The following is a 14,008-nucleotide window of genomic DNA, read 5'->3' as shown; positions in this document are numbered from 1 at the left end:
CGCCTCCCGACGTAGAATAGGTCAGCTTCACTGACAAATATAGTCAGAGAAACTGACGAATACAAGGAGTGTGCGTGCCCGATTCGGCCGAGCCCAACGTGGGACTGCTGCTGTTCATCCCGTACCGCGCCATGGAGCAGCGCGTGTTCGACGCGCTCGCCGAGGCGGGGTACGACGACATCACCGTCGCGCAGGCCCGCCTCGTGCAGCGCCTCGCCCCCGACGGCACCCGCCTCACCGACCTCGCCGACCAGGCGCAGGTCACCAAGCAGACCGCCGGATTCCTGGTCGACCAGCTGGAACGCACCGGCTACGTGGAACGGGTCCCCGACCCCGCCGACGGCCGCGCCCGCCGCATCCGCCTCACCGCCCGAGGCGCGGCCGCGACCGACCTCGCCAACCGCACGGTCGCCGAGGTCGAAGCGGAATGGACCGCCCACCTCGGCCCCCGCACCATGGGTCAGCTACGCCGCGCCCTCACCACCTTGCGCACCCACACCGACCCGTACCTGTAGACCGCCCGCGCCGCGCGGCGGCCCCTCGCACGACGGACTCGAGCGCCCGACACCGCGAAGGACCCAGCTGCCGCCCAGCTTGCCGCTCACCCACCGCCACGCCCAACCAGCCACACCTGCACCGCCCACCCGACCACCTTGCTGCCCACCCAGTCACCACAGCGCCCACCCGCCAGCACTATGCCGCCCACTCGGCCACCACGCCGCCCACCTGGCCGTTCTGCCGCGAATACCCGGATCACCTCGGCGAACTGGTCGGGTTCGCCGACCTCGCAGCACCCACACGCGGCCGCGGTTGCCCGCCCGCCCTGCCTCCGCCCGACCACAACACGACGCCCAACCAGCCACACCGCGCTGCCTGCTCGACCACCACGCGGCCCCAACCGGTCGCCATGCCCCAACATCCTGCTGACCGGGACGACCGGTACTCCATCCCGCACCACCCCGGCAGGGTGGAACTATGCCGAGGCCGCGTCTCGGTGCCCGGATGCCCCGGCCCGCGCGGCGCTCGTGACCCACGCCCGCCGGAGTGCGGCGGCGTGTCGCGCATCGTGAATCCGAAGGAGTGCCATGACGACCGGAGTGCAGCGCCCCGCACCGCCCGTTGCCGAGCTGGACGGCGCGTGCGCGCTGGGACGCGACAGCATCGGCGGTAAGGCGCACAGCGTCGATCGGATGCGCGCCCTCGGGCTGCCGGTTCCGCCCGCGTTCGTCGTCACCACGGCCGGCTGGGCGGACTTCCGCGCGACTGGCGTTGTGGGAGAACATATCTGGGCTGGCGTGCGCGAGGGGATCGCCGCGTTGGAGCGCGGCACCGGGCGCCGGTTCGGCGACGCGCACCGTCCGCTGCTGGTGTCGGTGCGGTCCGGCGCGGCGGTGAGCATGCCCGGCATGATGGACACGGTCCTCAATCTGGGCGTGAACGACGGCGCCGAGCGGGTGCTGGCCGCCGAGACCCGCGACCCCCGGTACGCCGCCGACACCCACCGCCGCTTCCTGGCGCAGTTCCGCGAGATCGTGCTGGGCGATCCGGCGGGTCCCGTCCCCGCCGACCCGTGGGAGCAGTTGCGGGCCGCGATCGCGGCGGTGTTCCGTTCCTGGGATTCCCCGCGCGCCCGCACCTATCGCCGCGCCAAGGGCATCGCCGACGATCTCGGCACGGCGGTCACGGTGCAGGCCATGGTGTTCGGCAATCTCGACACCCGCTCCGGCACCGGCGTGCTGTTCAGCCGCGACCCGAACACGGGCGTGCGCCGCGTATTCGGCGAGTGGCTGCCCGGCGGCCAGGGCGAGGACGTCGTCTCCGGCCGGATCACCCCGCGCCCGCTGGACGACCTCGCCGCCGCCCTGCCCGACGTGCACGCACGCCTGCTCGCCGCCGCCGACACACTCGAACGCGACGGCCGCGACATGCAGGACATCGAGTTCACCGTGGAGTCCGGCGCCCTGTGGCTGCTCCAGGCCCGCCCGGCGAAGCGCTCGGCTCGCGCCGCCGTGCGCACCGCCGTGGCGATGGTGAGCGAAGGGCTCATCGACGCGCCGACCGCGCTGCGGCGCGTGGAGGCCGACCACGTGCGCGCGGTGTTGCGCCCGGCAACGGGCGAGACGACCACACCGCCGATCGCGCGCGGCGAGGCGGCCTGTCCGGGCCTGGCGACCGGCGTGGTGGTCACGGACTCCGACGAGGCCGAAAGACGCGCCGCCGCAGGCGAACCCGTAATCCTCGCGCGGCCCACCACCAGCCCCGACGACCTGCACGGCATGATCGCCGCCCGCGCGGTGGTGACCGAACTGGGTGGCGCCACCTCGCACGCCGCGCTGGTGAGCCGCGAACTCGGCCGCCCGTGTGTGGTCGGCTGCGGCACCGGCACGGTGGTGGCCCTGGCGGGCCGCCTGGTGACCGTGGACGGCGGCGCGGGCGCGGTGTGGGCGGGTGAGATCGCCGGAAAGCCCGTCGCGCGCGACGTTCTGGACGACATCGACATCCTCGCGCGATGGGCGGGAGTGGACCCCGACCGGCTGGCGGACGCCCTCGAAGCACCCAATTCCGGTTCTGCCACAATGATTTCCACTGCAACCAATGGACACGCGGCCGGGCCCGTCACCGACCTCGCGGTGCTCCGCCTCATCGGCATCAAGGGCCGGGTGGGCACCACCGCGCTCGCCGACAGCCTCGCCGCCGACCACGCCGATATCGCCACCCGCTGCGCCGCTTTCCTCGACGACGGCCGCTGCGCGGGCACGCCGACGGCGCTGCGCCTCACCCCGCACGGCCGGAACATCCTCGCCGACCTCTTGATTCGCGAACGCGACACCGTCGACCGCGACGCCCTCACCGCGGCCTACGACGAATTCTGCGCCGCCAACGCCGAACTCAAGGAGATCATCACCGCCTGGCAGATGAAGGACGCCGCCACCGTGAACGATCACACCGACGCCGCCTACGACGCCGCCGTCCTGGCCCGCCTCACCGCCGTCCACCACCGGATCGCCCCGCTGGTCCGGCGGCTCGGCGCGCTGGCCCCGCGCCTGGCCCGCTACGCCGGGCGCCTCGACCACGCCGTCGCCCGCATCGAGGCGGGCGACCACACGTGGGTGGCCCGGCCGATCACCGACAGCTATCACACCGTCTGGTTCGAACTTCACGAAGACCTCATCGGCCTGTGCGGGCTGGATCGCGCCGCCGAGGCCGCCGCAGGCCGAGCCCACTGATCCGGCCATGACGACCCACACCGCAAGCCGCTGGCTCGAATTCGCCGAGATCGACAATGTGCGCGACCTCGGCGGTCTCCCCGTCCACGGCGGCGCCACCACGCGCTTCGGCACGGTCTACCGCGCCAGCACCCCGCAGCACCTCACCGCCGCGGACCTGGACCGGCTGGTCGGCGAGATCGGATTGCGCACCCTGCTCGATCTGCGCAATCCCGACGAGGTCGAGCGCGAGGGCTACGGGCTGCTCACCACCACCTCGGTCCGGCTGGTGAACCTGCCGGTGCGCAAGGCCGCACGCGTCACCGCCACACCCACCGACCTCGTCCCGGACGGGGTGCACTACGACCTGGCCGCCCTCTATCGCGAACTCCTCTCCGGCAGTGTCGATTCCGTGCTCGCGGCGGTGCGCCTGATCATCGCGCCGGAGACGCCGGCGCTCGTCTTCCACTGTGCGGCGGGCAAAGACCGGACCGGCGTGCTGGCGGCCGTCCTGTTGGACGCCGTCGGTGTGCCCGCCGCGGCGATCGCGGCGGACTACGCGCTGTCCGGCGAGCGGATGCCGCGCGTGCGCGCCCGGCTCGACGCGCTCCCCTCCTACCGCGGCCTGCCGCCGGTCCGCACCGGCATCCTCGCCGTCGACCCCGCCGTGATGCTCCGATTCCTCGCCGAATTGCGCGCCGAGCACGGCGGTGCGGCGGGGTGGCTGCGCGCCCACGGACTCACCGGGACCGAGCTGACCGCGCTGCGCCGCGTCCTGGTGCACGGCTGACGCACCCCGCGCTTCGCCGGGAGCCCTCCGGCGTGTCAGGATGCTGGAGGCGAATCGTGAGGAGGGCGCCGATGGCGACAGTGACCCTGACACAGCAGAACTTTCAGCAGGTCGTGAGTGCGAACCACATCGTGCTGGTCGACTGGTGGGCGGGCTGGTGCGGCCCGTGCCGTCATTTCGCGCCGGTGTACGAGGCGTCCTCGGAACTGCATCCGGAGATCGTGCACGGCAAGGTCGACACCGAGGCCGAGACCGCCCTCACCGCGAGCGCGCAGGTGGACCGGTTCCCGACGCTCATGGCGTTCCGCGAGGGCCTGCTGGTGTTCAACCAGGCCGGCTTCCTGCCCGCGGCGGATCTCGAGGAGGTGGTCCAGCAGGTGCGCTGGCTGGACATGGACGAGGTGCGCAGGCAGATGACCGGGCTGTTGCAGGCCGAGGCGCAGGGGCAGCCCGCCGCCCCCTCGGCGCCGCCGCGCACGGCCGGACCGGCGCACGGCCCGGCCCGCTACGGCTGGCCGGGTCTCTGATCCGTCCGCACCGGAATCCTCACCGCGCCAACGGATCCTCGTCGAATCCGGCGAGGAGATCATCGGCGCGCGCCAGCGCCTGATCCATGCTCGCGCCGAGATCGTCCAGCAGCGACAGCCCGCCCAGCATCCCGGACAGTTCGCCCCGCATCCGCTCCAGTTCGGCGATGTCCGGATCCACCGGCGCCCAGACCACGCCCGCGCGCCACCCCTCGGCGTCGTCCAGCCAGCCGCACAGCACGTCGCGCACCAGGCAGTGGTCGGTCGTGTAGAACTCGAGTCGGTCGCCCTCGCACCGGCGGTGCTCCACCTGGTACATGCCGTCGGGCAGGCGCCGGGCCGTGATCACCTCCCGCCCGCGGGCGAGCTCCAGCCACGGCCCGCGCGGCGCCGCCCCCGGTTCGCCCCCGTCGTTCGGCACATCACCCATCGAGCCAGTATCACCCGTCGGCGACCGAAACCCGCCACCACCCTCGGATCCGCGGAGCCGCGCTCAGTCCGAGAGCAGGGTCACCGTGCCCGCGGCGCCGTCGACGCGCACCTTCTGCCCGTCGCGCAGCCGGGCGCTGGCGGTCTTGGTGTCGACCACGCACGGGATGCCGAACTCGCGGGCGACGATGGCCGCGTGCGAGGCCGACCCGCCGATATCGGTGACCACGGCGGCGGCGTAGGCGAACATGGCGGTGTGGCCGGTGTCGGTGACCGACGCGACCAGAACGTCGCCCGGTTCGATGTCGTCGTCCAGGGAGAGCACGAGTTTCACCGTGCCCTCCACCACGCCCGCGGACACGCCGATCCCGCCGAGGCTCTCGCCGGCGTCCAGCGCACCCGCCGCGGGCACCGGCTCCCACCGCCCGGTGATCACGTCCGGCATCCGGATCGCCCGCAGCCGTTCGCGTTCCGCGCGGCGGCGGCGCGCCCGCTCGGCCACATCCGCTGGGGGAACGAATATTTCGTCCAGAGTCAGGTAGTGCACGTCGGTGGCGTCGGGCAGCACCGTGGCGCGCACCAGGCGCTCGCCGCGCTCGCGCACCGCCCCGCGCAGGCAGTGGGTGATCCGGACGACGGCGTCGCGCGCCCGCTCCCGCGCCACGGTCGCCCCGGCCGCCATCCGCGCCGTGCGGCTGGTCGCGGGCTCGGCCGGCGGGCGCTGCGGTGCGGGCAGTTGCGCGGCCCGCGCGGCGGCCGTGACCAGCAGAGCGGGCCGGTCGCCGAAGGTCGGATTGCTCAGTTCGCATTCGCCGGGCCCGCGGTGCCCGACGGTGGCCAGCTCCGCGTCCAGCGCGGCCGCGAACGCCGGTGACGCGGCCCGCGCGCTGTCCACGTCGCCCTCGCGCGCCCGGTCGTAGAGCGCGCTGTCGGCCCGGCACAGCGCCGCCAGGCGTTCCACCGCCAGCATGGGTTTCGCCGATTCGAGGCGGCTCAGGTCGATCGGCACCTCGCCCGCGTCCTTGCCGCGCGCGTGCACGGCGGTGGCGGCGCCGGTCATCATGACGCCGATCGAGGCCGCCTGCCACGCCTGGTGCAGCCGGTCGCGCCAGAGCAGCGCCCGCACGTGCAGTTGTTCGTCGGTGAGGGCCGCGATCCGCTCGGGCGGCAGCGCTTCGGCGCGCGCGGCGGCGTTGATCGCCTCGGCCGTCGCGGCGTAGCGCCGGGCCGTGGCCAGCACCCGGGCGGTCGCGCGCCAGGTCGCCGCCGTGCCGGCCAGGCCCGTGGGCATCGGCGGTTTCCCGTGCGGTTGCAGGGCGATCTCGGCGGGAATGTTCCCGTAGGCGTCGCGGCGGATGCTCTCCTCGTCCCAGCCGGGCATGTTCTCGGCGGCGAGGACGCCGATCGAGGCGTTGATGTAGATGTGGTGCCCGAGCACGGTGGTGACGCGACTCGTCCAGTGTTCCAACGCGATACCGTCCAGGGCGATCATGGTGCCCATGGCCTCGTTGGCGAGCCGGATGGCGCCGGCGTGCAGGTCGATGGTGAGCGGGGTCATCGGGCCGGGCAGCGCCTCGGAGGTGTTGGTGGCGGTGTGCACCGGGTAGCGCGGGTCGACGCGATCGTCGAACTCGCCCTCCAGCCTCTCGGGCGCGACGTCGACCAGGTGGTGCCCGTCCGAGGTGGCCGCGCGGGCGGGAATCACGTGCGCGGGCAACGGGATCGCACCGCGCCGCGTTCGGAACGCCCCGCCGGCCGGGGCACGGCCGACCAGACCGCGCACCAGATCAGCCGCCGCCTCCCCCGCGTTCCATCCGCAGCGGAAACCCCATTCCTCCCGCGCGGCAGCCGGATCCAGCACCGGCCTGGTTCCCGACCACCCCGGCACCCACGCCGAATAGCGAACACCGGCCCCGCGCAACAGAATCCGCAGCTGGCCCTTCGTGATCACACCGGGCGCGGCCAGCTCGACCTCGCCCACGCGGGGTGCGGTCACCGCCACCACCAGGAACCGGTCCAGATCGTCGGCGTGCAGCAGCTGGAACTCGGCGGTCGGCGACCCCGCGCCCAGGATCGGCTCCAGCGCCCGCCGCGTCTGGTGACCCACCCGGCGACCGACGACCGGCGCCGTGCGGATCAGCAGGACATCCGCACCGCAGCTCCGGACGGCTTGCGCCACCGCGGATTCCGCGATGCCGGACCACCGCGCGCCCGCCACCACCGGAACGATCAGCCGCGCACCGGCTTCCCGCGCCGCCACGCCGATGGCGGACACATCGGGACCCGCGAGGTGCAGGACGGCGTCGCAACCGGCCGCCGCGCGCGTGCACACCGCCCGGTCGGTGGGGTCACCCGCGACGAACTCGACGCGCGGATCGACGTGCCGGTGCCACCGGCGGTCGAGGCCGATCACCCGGTGGCCGGCGGCCAGCAGCATGCGCGCGGGCGCGGGACCGCCCGGCTCGGTGATTCCGGTGATCAGAACCCGCATCGACATCTCTCCTCACTACCCGGGCGCGAACGTGACGCCGTTCACACACCATTCCCAGCGGCGCGCCCGCGCAACCGCCGCAGTCCCACTCACCGGGAGGCATCGATCGACCACCGGGACCACCGGTATCCGTGAGGCACGCCGGCCACCACGCTGACGGCATGAGCGAACGGACCGAGGGCACCTCCTGCCGGCGGGACTCCCCCGAGACCGCCGCCCGTTCCAGCGCGACATGAACGTATGGGTCGTGGTGGACGAGCAGGCGTTCGAGGAAGTCCCCGAACAGCAGCGCTGGGGTGTGCGCCCCACCCACGTCGCGGAGACCGCCGAGGAACTGGAACGGTTGATCGGCACTCCCCCGGGCGCGCTCGCCGCCACCCTCACCCGCTACAACGAATTCGCCTCGCGCGCCGAGGATCCGGACTTCCACAAGGCCGCCCGCCGGCTGCGTCCCCTGCGAGATCCGCTGGCCGCGATCGACGTGCGCACCGGGATGCGCCCGCCCGCAGAATCGGGCGACCGGCGCGGCACCGGGGCCTCGGTGTTCACCCTCGGCGGCCTGCAGGGCGAGGGCTACATCAGCGGCACCTCGCTGGGCGAGGGCACCTACTTCGGCAGGCGCGCGGGACGCGCCGCCGCTCGCACCGCCTGACCCGCCATCCGATACACAGGAGGACACCCACATGACCAACAAGGTGCTCGACCGGGTCGAAGACCTGTTGCCCGCGCTGCGGGACCGCGCCGCCGGTACCGACCGGGACCGGCGGGTGCCCGCCGCGAGCATCGCCGAGCTCACCGAGGCCGGCGTGTTCCGCATGCTGCAACCGTCGCGCTTCGGCGGTGACGAGTCCTCGCCGGTCGCGTTCTACGAGGTGATCCGGGCGATCGCGGCGGCGTGCCCGTCCACCGGGTGGGTGTCGTCGGTGCTCGGCGTGCATCCGTGGCAGCTGGCGCTGTTCCCGCTGCGCGCGCAGGAGGACGTGTGGGGCGAGGACCCCGACACCCTCATCTCCTCGTCGTACGCGCCCACCGGCACGCTCACCCCGGTCGAGGGCGGCTACGAGGTGACCGGGCGCTGGAGCTTCTCCTCCGGCTGCGATCACGCGCGCTGGGCGTTCCTCGGCGCGCTCGCGCCCGACGAGAACGGCACGCCCAGCGACTATCTCACGATCCTGGTGCCGCGCGCGGACTACGCGATCGACGACGTGTGGCACGTGGTCGGCTTGTCCGGCACCGGCAGCAACGACATCGTCATCGAGCGCGCGTTCGTGCCGCACCACCGCGCCTACAGCGCCACCGAGCAGTCGCAGTTGCGCGGGCCGGGCCAGGAGGCCAATCCCGCTGCGCTGTACCGGATTCCGTTCGCCGGGGTGTTCTCCAACACCATCACCGCGCCCATCATCGGCGCCGCGCAGGGCGCCTACCGGGCGCACATCGAGCGGATGCGCGAACGGGTCCGTTTGTCCTACGGCGGGCAGAAGGTGGCCGAGGATGCGTTCGCGCACGTGCGGGTCGCGCGCGCCGCCTCCGAGATCGACGCCGCGATCCTGCAAATGGAACGCAATATCACCGAGCAGTTGCGCTATGCCGAAGCGGGCGAGCCGATTCCGGACGAAGTGCGCCTGCGCACCCGCCGCGACCAGGTGCGCGGCACCGAGCGCGCCATCGCCGCGATCGAGCTGCTGTTCGACAACTCCGGCGGGCACAGCATCCGCACGCCGAACCCGATCGAACGGCACTGGCGCGACGCGCACGCGGGCAGCGTGCACGTCATCAACGACGTGGAGCGCGCGCTGGCGATGTACGGGCGGGGCGAATTCGGGCTCGCCGTCGAAGACCGGATGGTGTGACGGTGGCGCCTACCGAGACCGGCACCGCGCGCCACGTGCGCGCCGACGGACTGGATCTGCGCTACCACGAGGCGGGTTCGGGTCCGCCGCTGGTGCTGCTGCACGGCTCCGGCCCCGGCGTGTCGGGCTGGGCGAATTTCGGCGCGAACTTGCCCGCGCTGGCCGCGCGCTTCCGCTGCCTGATCCTGGATCAGCCCGGTTTCGGCGACAGCGCGCGGCCCGCCGTCTACGACCGCAACTATCTGCGCATCGCCGCCGACGCGGTGCTCGCTCTGCTCGACGCGCTCGAGGTGCCCCGCGCGCATCTGCTGGGGAACTCGATGGGCGGCGCGGTGGCCACCCTCGTTGCCCTCGAGCACGGCGACCGCGTGGACCGGCTGGTGCTCATGGCGCCGGGCGGGGTCGGCGCGAATGTGCTGGGACCCGAACCGTCCGAAGGGATTCGCCGGCTACTGGACTTCCTGGCCGACCCCGGCCCCGACCGCGTGCGGGACTGGTTGCGCACCATGGTGTCCGATCCGGCGACACTCACCGAGGATCTGGTGCGCACCCGGCTGGCCGCCGCGACCGATCCCGCCGCCGTCGCCGCGCTGCGCGACGCGTACGCGACCTTCGCCGATCCCGCTCTCGCCGAACGGGTTCCACTGTGGGCGCGGTTGCGCGGACTCCGGCACGAAGTGCTGCTGCTGTGGGGGCGCGACGACCGGGTGACGCCGCCCGAGGGCGCGCTGCTGCCCTCCCGCCAGCTGCCCAACGCCGACCTGCGGTATTTCGGCCGCTGCGGGCACTGGGTGCAGATCGAGCGCAAAGCCGCGTTCGAACGGGCGGTCCTGGACTTCCTGACCCACGGCCACGGCTGACCCACGAAACGCACCGAAAACGGGGCGCGCCGGAGCGGTGGCGGGCGCTAGCCTGCGCATATGACGTGGATCGCTCCGGATGTCGAACGGACCCATGCTCCGTTCGTCGCCGACGAACGCCCGATGCTGCAGGGGTGGCTCGATCAGCACCGCCGCACCCTGCTGTGGAAATGCGCGGGGCTGGACGCCGACACCCTACGCCTGCGCCCGCTCGTGCCGTCCACCCTCTCGCTGCTCGGGCTCGTCCGCCACCTCAGCGAGGTCGAGCGCGGCTGGTTCCGCATCGCCGCCGCCGGGCAGCCGCTCGACTATCTCTACTGCGACGAGGCGAACCCGGACGGCGATTTCGACGACATCGCCGACGCCGACCCGGCCGAGGCGTTCGAGGTCTACCACCGGGAGGTGGCGGCCGCCGACGCGTCCGTCGCGGACCTGCCGCTGGACCACACCTTCGAATTCCGCGGCGTGCGGTTCGGCCTGCGCTGGGTGTACGCGCACATGATCGAGGAGTACGCGCGCCACAACGGGCACGCCGACCTGGTGCGCGAACACATCGACGGCCGCACCGGCCGCTGAGCGCTCAGCGCAGGTGATCGGCCACCCAGCCGGCGATCCCGGCGCGGGAGCCGAAGCCGAGTTTGGTCATGATGTGGTCGACGTGGCTCTCGGCCGTGCGCACCGAGATCACCAGCTCGGCGGCGATGCGCTTGTTGCTGTAGCCGGCGGCCACCAGCCGCGCCACATCCTTCTCGCGGCGCGTGAGCACCTCGGCCGCACCGGGTTTCGGCTCGGGCGCGGCGGGCTCGTCGCCCAGCGCGTACGCCACGGCGGCCTCCGTGCCGAGTGCCGCGCCACGCTCGAACGCGGCGCGGAAGGCACTGTCCCCCATGGCTTCCCGTACCTCGTCGGACACCTTGTCGCCGACCACCTGGGTCATCGCGTGTGCGAGGCGCTGGGTGCTGCCGCGCCGGATCGTGGTCGCCGCGCCCATCAACCGAGCCGCGCGCTCGTGCGCGCCCGCCGACGCGGCGACCCAGGCCAGGCCGTCCAGACCCGACGCCGTCCACACGCACCGGTCGAACCGGCGGAACAGTTCCACCGCCCGCCGCAGGTCCGCGGCCGCTTCGAGCAGCTCACCGCGCCGCCAGCGGTCGGTGCCGGTCGCCCAGTACGCCAGCCCGCCCAGCAGGTGCGAATCGTGCGCGGCGGTCCTGGCGGCGAGTTCGGTGGCGATGGCCGACGCACGCTCGTCGTCGAGCACCAGCGCACACACGTAGGCGAACGCGTAGCACTCCATCTCGGTGCCGTGGTGCGCCACCTCCCGCGCGCGGTCCGCTCCGGTCAGCGCGATCTCCAGCGCCCGGCGCGGATCGTCGCCGAACGTCAGCAGCGCCGACAGCAGCGTGGCCTCCACCAGCACCTGGGCGGCATCGAGTTCCGTTGCCAGCTCGACGCATTCGCGCGCGTAGTGGGTCGCCATCCCGATATCGGAGAGCATGGCAGCGATCACCGAGGCGGCGGCCAGGGCGCGCGCCCGGTCCACGGTGGGCGCGCGGTCCTTGTCCAGCGCGTCGAGCAGCCAGCGGTAGCCCTCGAGCAGGAACCGGTAGTGCTCCCAGAACGGGCGCAGTTCGGTGGCGATCTCCAGCGCCCGGTGCGCGCCCTCCGGATCGGCGAGCGAGAAGCGCAGGGCCGCACGCATATTGGCGTGCTCGGTGGTGACATCGCGGAACCACCGCACGTCCTCGCCACCCCAGTAGGCGGTGCGGCCGCGGCGGGCGATCGCGTGGTAGTGGTCGCGGTGGCGGATGCGGACGGCGCGTTCGTCCCCGGCGTCGCGCAGCCGGGCCAGCGCGAACTGGCGCAGCGGTTCCAGCATGGTGTAGCGGCCGCCTTGGTCGTGCCGGTGGCCGAGGACGGACTTCTCGACCAGTCCGGTGAGGGCGTCGACCAGCGCGCCGGGCGGGTCCACCCGGCACACCGCCTCGGCGGCATCCAGGTCGAAACCGCCCGCGAAAACAGCCAATTGGGCCCACAGGCGCTGCTCGTCGGGGGTGCACAGGTCGTAGCTCCAGCGGATCGCCGCCTCCAGCGTCTGCTGGCGGCGCGGGGCGGTGCGCAGCCCTGTGGTGAGCAGGCGCATCGCGTCGTCCAGCCGGGCCAGCACCTGCTCGGGCGTGAACATCCGCAGCCGCAGCGCGGCCAGTTCCAAAGCGAGTGGAATTCCCTCCAGCCGCCGGGTGATCGCGGCGAGGGTGGCCCGATTCTCCGGTGTGACAACGAAATCCGGGTTCGCGGCGGCGGCGCGGTCGATCAGCAGGCGCAACGCCTCGGCCTCGCCGAGGATCTCGCCGGTGTGCTCGTCCACCTCCGGCACCGGCAGCGGCGCGACCGGCACGACCTGTTCGCCGTCCACGCCGAGGGGTTCGCGGCTCGTCGCGAGCACCCGCACGTGCGCGGTCGCGGGGATCAGCTTGCTCACCAGCGCCGCGCAGGCGTCGATGAGGTGTTCGCAGTTGTCGAGCACGATCAGCAGGTGCCGGTCCGCGAGATAGTCGATGAGCCCGGCCAGGGGCGCGCTCGTGTCGTCGCGCACGCCGAGCGCCTGCGCCACGCTCAACGCGACCAACTCCCCCTCGCTGACGTGCGCGACCTCGACCAGCCACACACCGTCCGGGAACGCGCGGCGCACCACCTCCCCGACTCGCCGCGACAGCCGCGTCTTGCCCACGCCGCCGGGCCCGGTCAGGGTGACCACCCGCGCACTCCCCAGCAGCCGCTTGGCCGATGCGACCTCGTCCCCGCGTCCGACGAAGCTCGTCACCTCGACGGGAAGGTTCCCGGTACCACGCCGCACCACGCCGAATACTTTCGCACGGCCATGCCGCACGGCGGGCGTTTTACCGACAATCGGCCGTTTCGGAAACCGGTTCCGCCACATCGGGAGCACGACCGTCCGGCGAGCACCCCCGGCTCAGGACTCTCCGGCCGCCGCCCGCGCGTCCCGCGCTTCGGCCTCGGCCAGTGCGCGCAAGGTCCGCAGTTGTTTGCGCATCATGATCACGTCGCCGGCTACCAGCAGCCGCGCGGCGAACGCGGGTGCGGCGCACCGGACCCGGACCGCCAGACGCGTGCCGCCGCCCTCGGCCCGCACCGCGTACGTGACGCAGATGCCGTCGCCCGACACGAGGGTGAGGTGGCGCCCGAGCACGAACGATTCCAGCGTGAACAGCCGCATGAACCGCTGCCCCACCGCGAGTTCGGTGAGTTCCGGGTCACGGCGGCGCGGACTGCGGCGGCCCAGATTGTTGAGCAGGTCGTAGCTGTAGGGCGCGACCCGCAGCTGGCACAGCCAGCCGAACACGAGCGCGGGCGGGGCGTCGATGCTGATGGCGCGGTCCGCCGCGAACGCGCCGGGCAGTACCCGGTCACACGGCAGCGGCGTCTCGCACTCGGCTTCGGTGGCGCCCCAGACCTGTCCGGGCGTCATGCCGCGGCCGCGATCTTCCGCAGCATCCACCGCACCACCAGGACGTGGCCGCCGGTGCCGATCACCAACGCGCGGTACACCTTTCCGTGCGGACCCGGGAACTCGGCGCGGGTGATCGCGCGCACCGTGGTGCGGCCGGGCCCGTGCTCGTCGAGTTCGAAGATCAGCTGATAGCGGGAGAACCAGTGCCGCCCGTGCAGCGCCAGGCGGCTCGGTTCCTCGGCGGATTCGACCGCGAAGCCGGTCATCGCGCCGGACGGGTTCGCGGGGTCGGTCCCCGCGACACGACACACCGCTTTCCAGGCCCGGTCCCGATTCGCGTCGACTTCTCTGGCATGCTCATCGATATAGGACAATCGCTCCAT

At 72.9% G+C, this 14,008-nt stretch carries 12 protein-coding genes and 1 pseudogene; 8 read left to right on the top strand and 5 right to left on the bottom strand.

All coding sequences use genetic code 11. The annotated features are described in order from the left end of the window. Window positions 1-74 precede the first annotated feature (74 nt). The 4 genes and pseudogenes from OHB21_RS27630 to OHB21_RS27615 form a co-directional block, all read left to right on the top strand. Complete coding sequence (locus OHB21_RS27630; RefSeq protein ID WP_195124142.1) at window positions 75-515, top strand: MarR family winged helix-turn-helix transcriptional regulator; 441 nt, start codon at window positions 75-77, stop codon at window positions 513-515. A gap of 570 nt (window positions 516-1,085) precedes the next feature. Further along, entirely contained in the window at window positions 1,086-3,227 is a 2,142-nt protein-coding gene (locus tag OHB21_RS27625; RefSeq protein WP_228788434.1) for a pyruvate, phosphate dikinase, read from the top strand. Window positions 3,228-3,234: 7 nt separating this feature from the next. Continuing rightward, window positions 3,235-3,996 (top strand): tyrosine-protein phosphatase, encoded by a 762-nt coding sequence (locus OHB21_RS27620; RefSeq protein WP_195124141.1) that lies wholly within the window; start codon window positions 3,235-3,237, stop codon window positions 3,994-3,996. A 71-nt stretch (window positions 3,997-4,067) separates the two neighbouring features. Beyond that, a pseudogene (locus OHB21_RS27615) lies at window positions 4,068-4,412 on the top strand (thioredoxin family protein); the annotation flags it as partial. Window positions 4,413-4,542: 130 nt separating this feature from the next. On the opposite strand, the gene OHB21_RS27610 reads toward OHB21_RS27615, so the two are convergent. Both OHB21_RS27610 and OHB21_RS27605 read right to left on the bottom strand, forming a co-directional pair. Next, on the bottom strand, window positions 4,543-4,953 hold the full coding sequence (locus OHB21_RS27610; protein ID WP_067502508.1) for a hypothetical protein: 411 nt from the start codon (window positions 4,951-4,953) through the stop codon (window positions 4,543-4,545). A 63-nt stretch (window positions 4,954-5,016) separates the two neighbouring features. Beyond that, window positions 5,017-7,443 (bottom strand): PEP-utilizing enzyme, encoded by a 2,427-nt coding sequence (locus OHB21_RS27605; protein WP_195124140.1) that lies wholly within the window; start codon window positions 7,441-7,443, stop codon window positions 5,017-5,019. A gap of 232 nt (window positions 7,444-7,675) precedes the next feature. Here OHB21_RS27605 and OHB21_RS27600 point away from each other — a divergent pair, with 232 nt between their 5' ends. Genes OHB21_RS27600 through OHB21_RS27585 form a run of 4 tightly spaced genes read left to right on the top strand, consistent with a single transcriptional unit; the run spans window position 7,676 to window position 10,729 of the window. Continuing rightward, on the top strand, window positions 7,676-8,095 hold the full coding sequence (locus OHB21_RS27600; RefSeq protein WP_195124139.1) for a hypothetical protein: 420 nt from the start codon (window positions 7,676-7,678) through the stop codon (window positions 8,093-8,095). 31 nt (window positions 8,096-8,126) lie between these two features. Then, window positions 8,127-9,293, top strand: coding sequence for a 3-hydroxy-9,10-secoandrosta-1,3,5(10)-triene-9,17-dione monooxygenase oxygenase subunit (gene hsaA / locus OHB21_RS27595; protein ID WP_195124138.1), 1,167 nt, complete (start codon window positions 8,127-8,129; stop codon window positions 9,291-9,293). 2 nt (window positions 9,294-9,295) lie between these two features. Then, window positions 9,296-10,153, top strand: coding sequence for an alpha/beta fold hydrolase (locus OHB21_RS27590; RefSeq protein ID WP_067502614.1), 858 nt, complete (start codon window positions 9,296-9,298; stop codon window positions 10,151-10,153). Window positions 10,154-10,213: 60 nt separating this feature from the next. After that, window positions 10,214-10,729, top strand: coding sequence for a DinB family protein (locus OHB21_RS27585; protein WP_067502521.1), 516 nt, complete (start codon window positions 10,214-10,216; stop codon window positions 10,727-10,729). Window positions 10,730-10,733: 4 nt separating this feature from the next. Here the strand turns inward: OHB21_RS27585 and OHB21_RS27580 are convergent, their stop codons facing one another. The 3 genes from OHB21_RS27580 to OHB21_RS27570 form a co-directional block, all read right to left on the bottom strand. Further along, window positions 10,734-13,013: an ATP-binding protein gene (locus tag OHB21_RS27580; RefSeq protein ID WP_328436192.1), complete on the bottom strand. Its 2,280-nt coding sequence runs from the start codon at window positions 13,011-13,013 to the stop codon at window positions 10,734-10,736. A gap of 114 nt (window positions 13,014-13,127) precedes the next feature. After that, window positions 13,128-13,673 carry a hypothetical protein gene (locus OHB21_RS27575; protein ID WP_232331604.1) on the bottom strand — a complete coding sequence of 182 codons (546 nt, stop codon included), beginning with the start codon at window positions 13,671-13,673 and terminating at the stop codon, window positions 13,128-13,130. Next, the gene (locus tag OHB21_RS27570; RefSeq protein ID WP_067502526.1) at window positions 13,640-14,008 is read right to left on the bottom strand and encodes a hypothetical protein; all 369 of its coding nucleotides are present in this window, start codon (window positions 14,006-14,008) and stop codon (window positions 13,640-13,642) included. The genes OHB21_RS27575 and OHB21_RS27570 overlap by 34 nt, the downstream gene beginning before the upstream one ends.

The sequence above is a fragment of the Nocardia puris genome (assembly GCF_036051655.1).
Taxonomy (GTDB): Bacteria; Actinomycetota; Actinomycetes; order Mycobacteriales; family Mycobacteriaceae; genus Nocardia; species Nocardia puris.
This window is presented reverse-complemented; position numbering and strand designations above follow the sequence as displayed.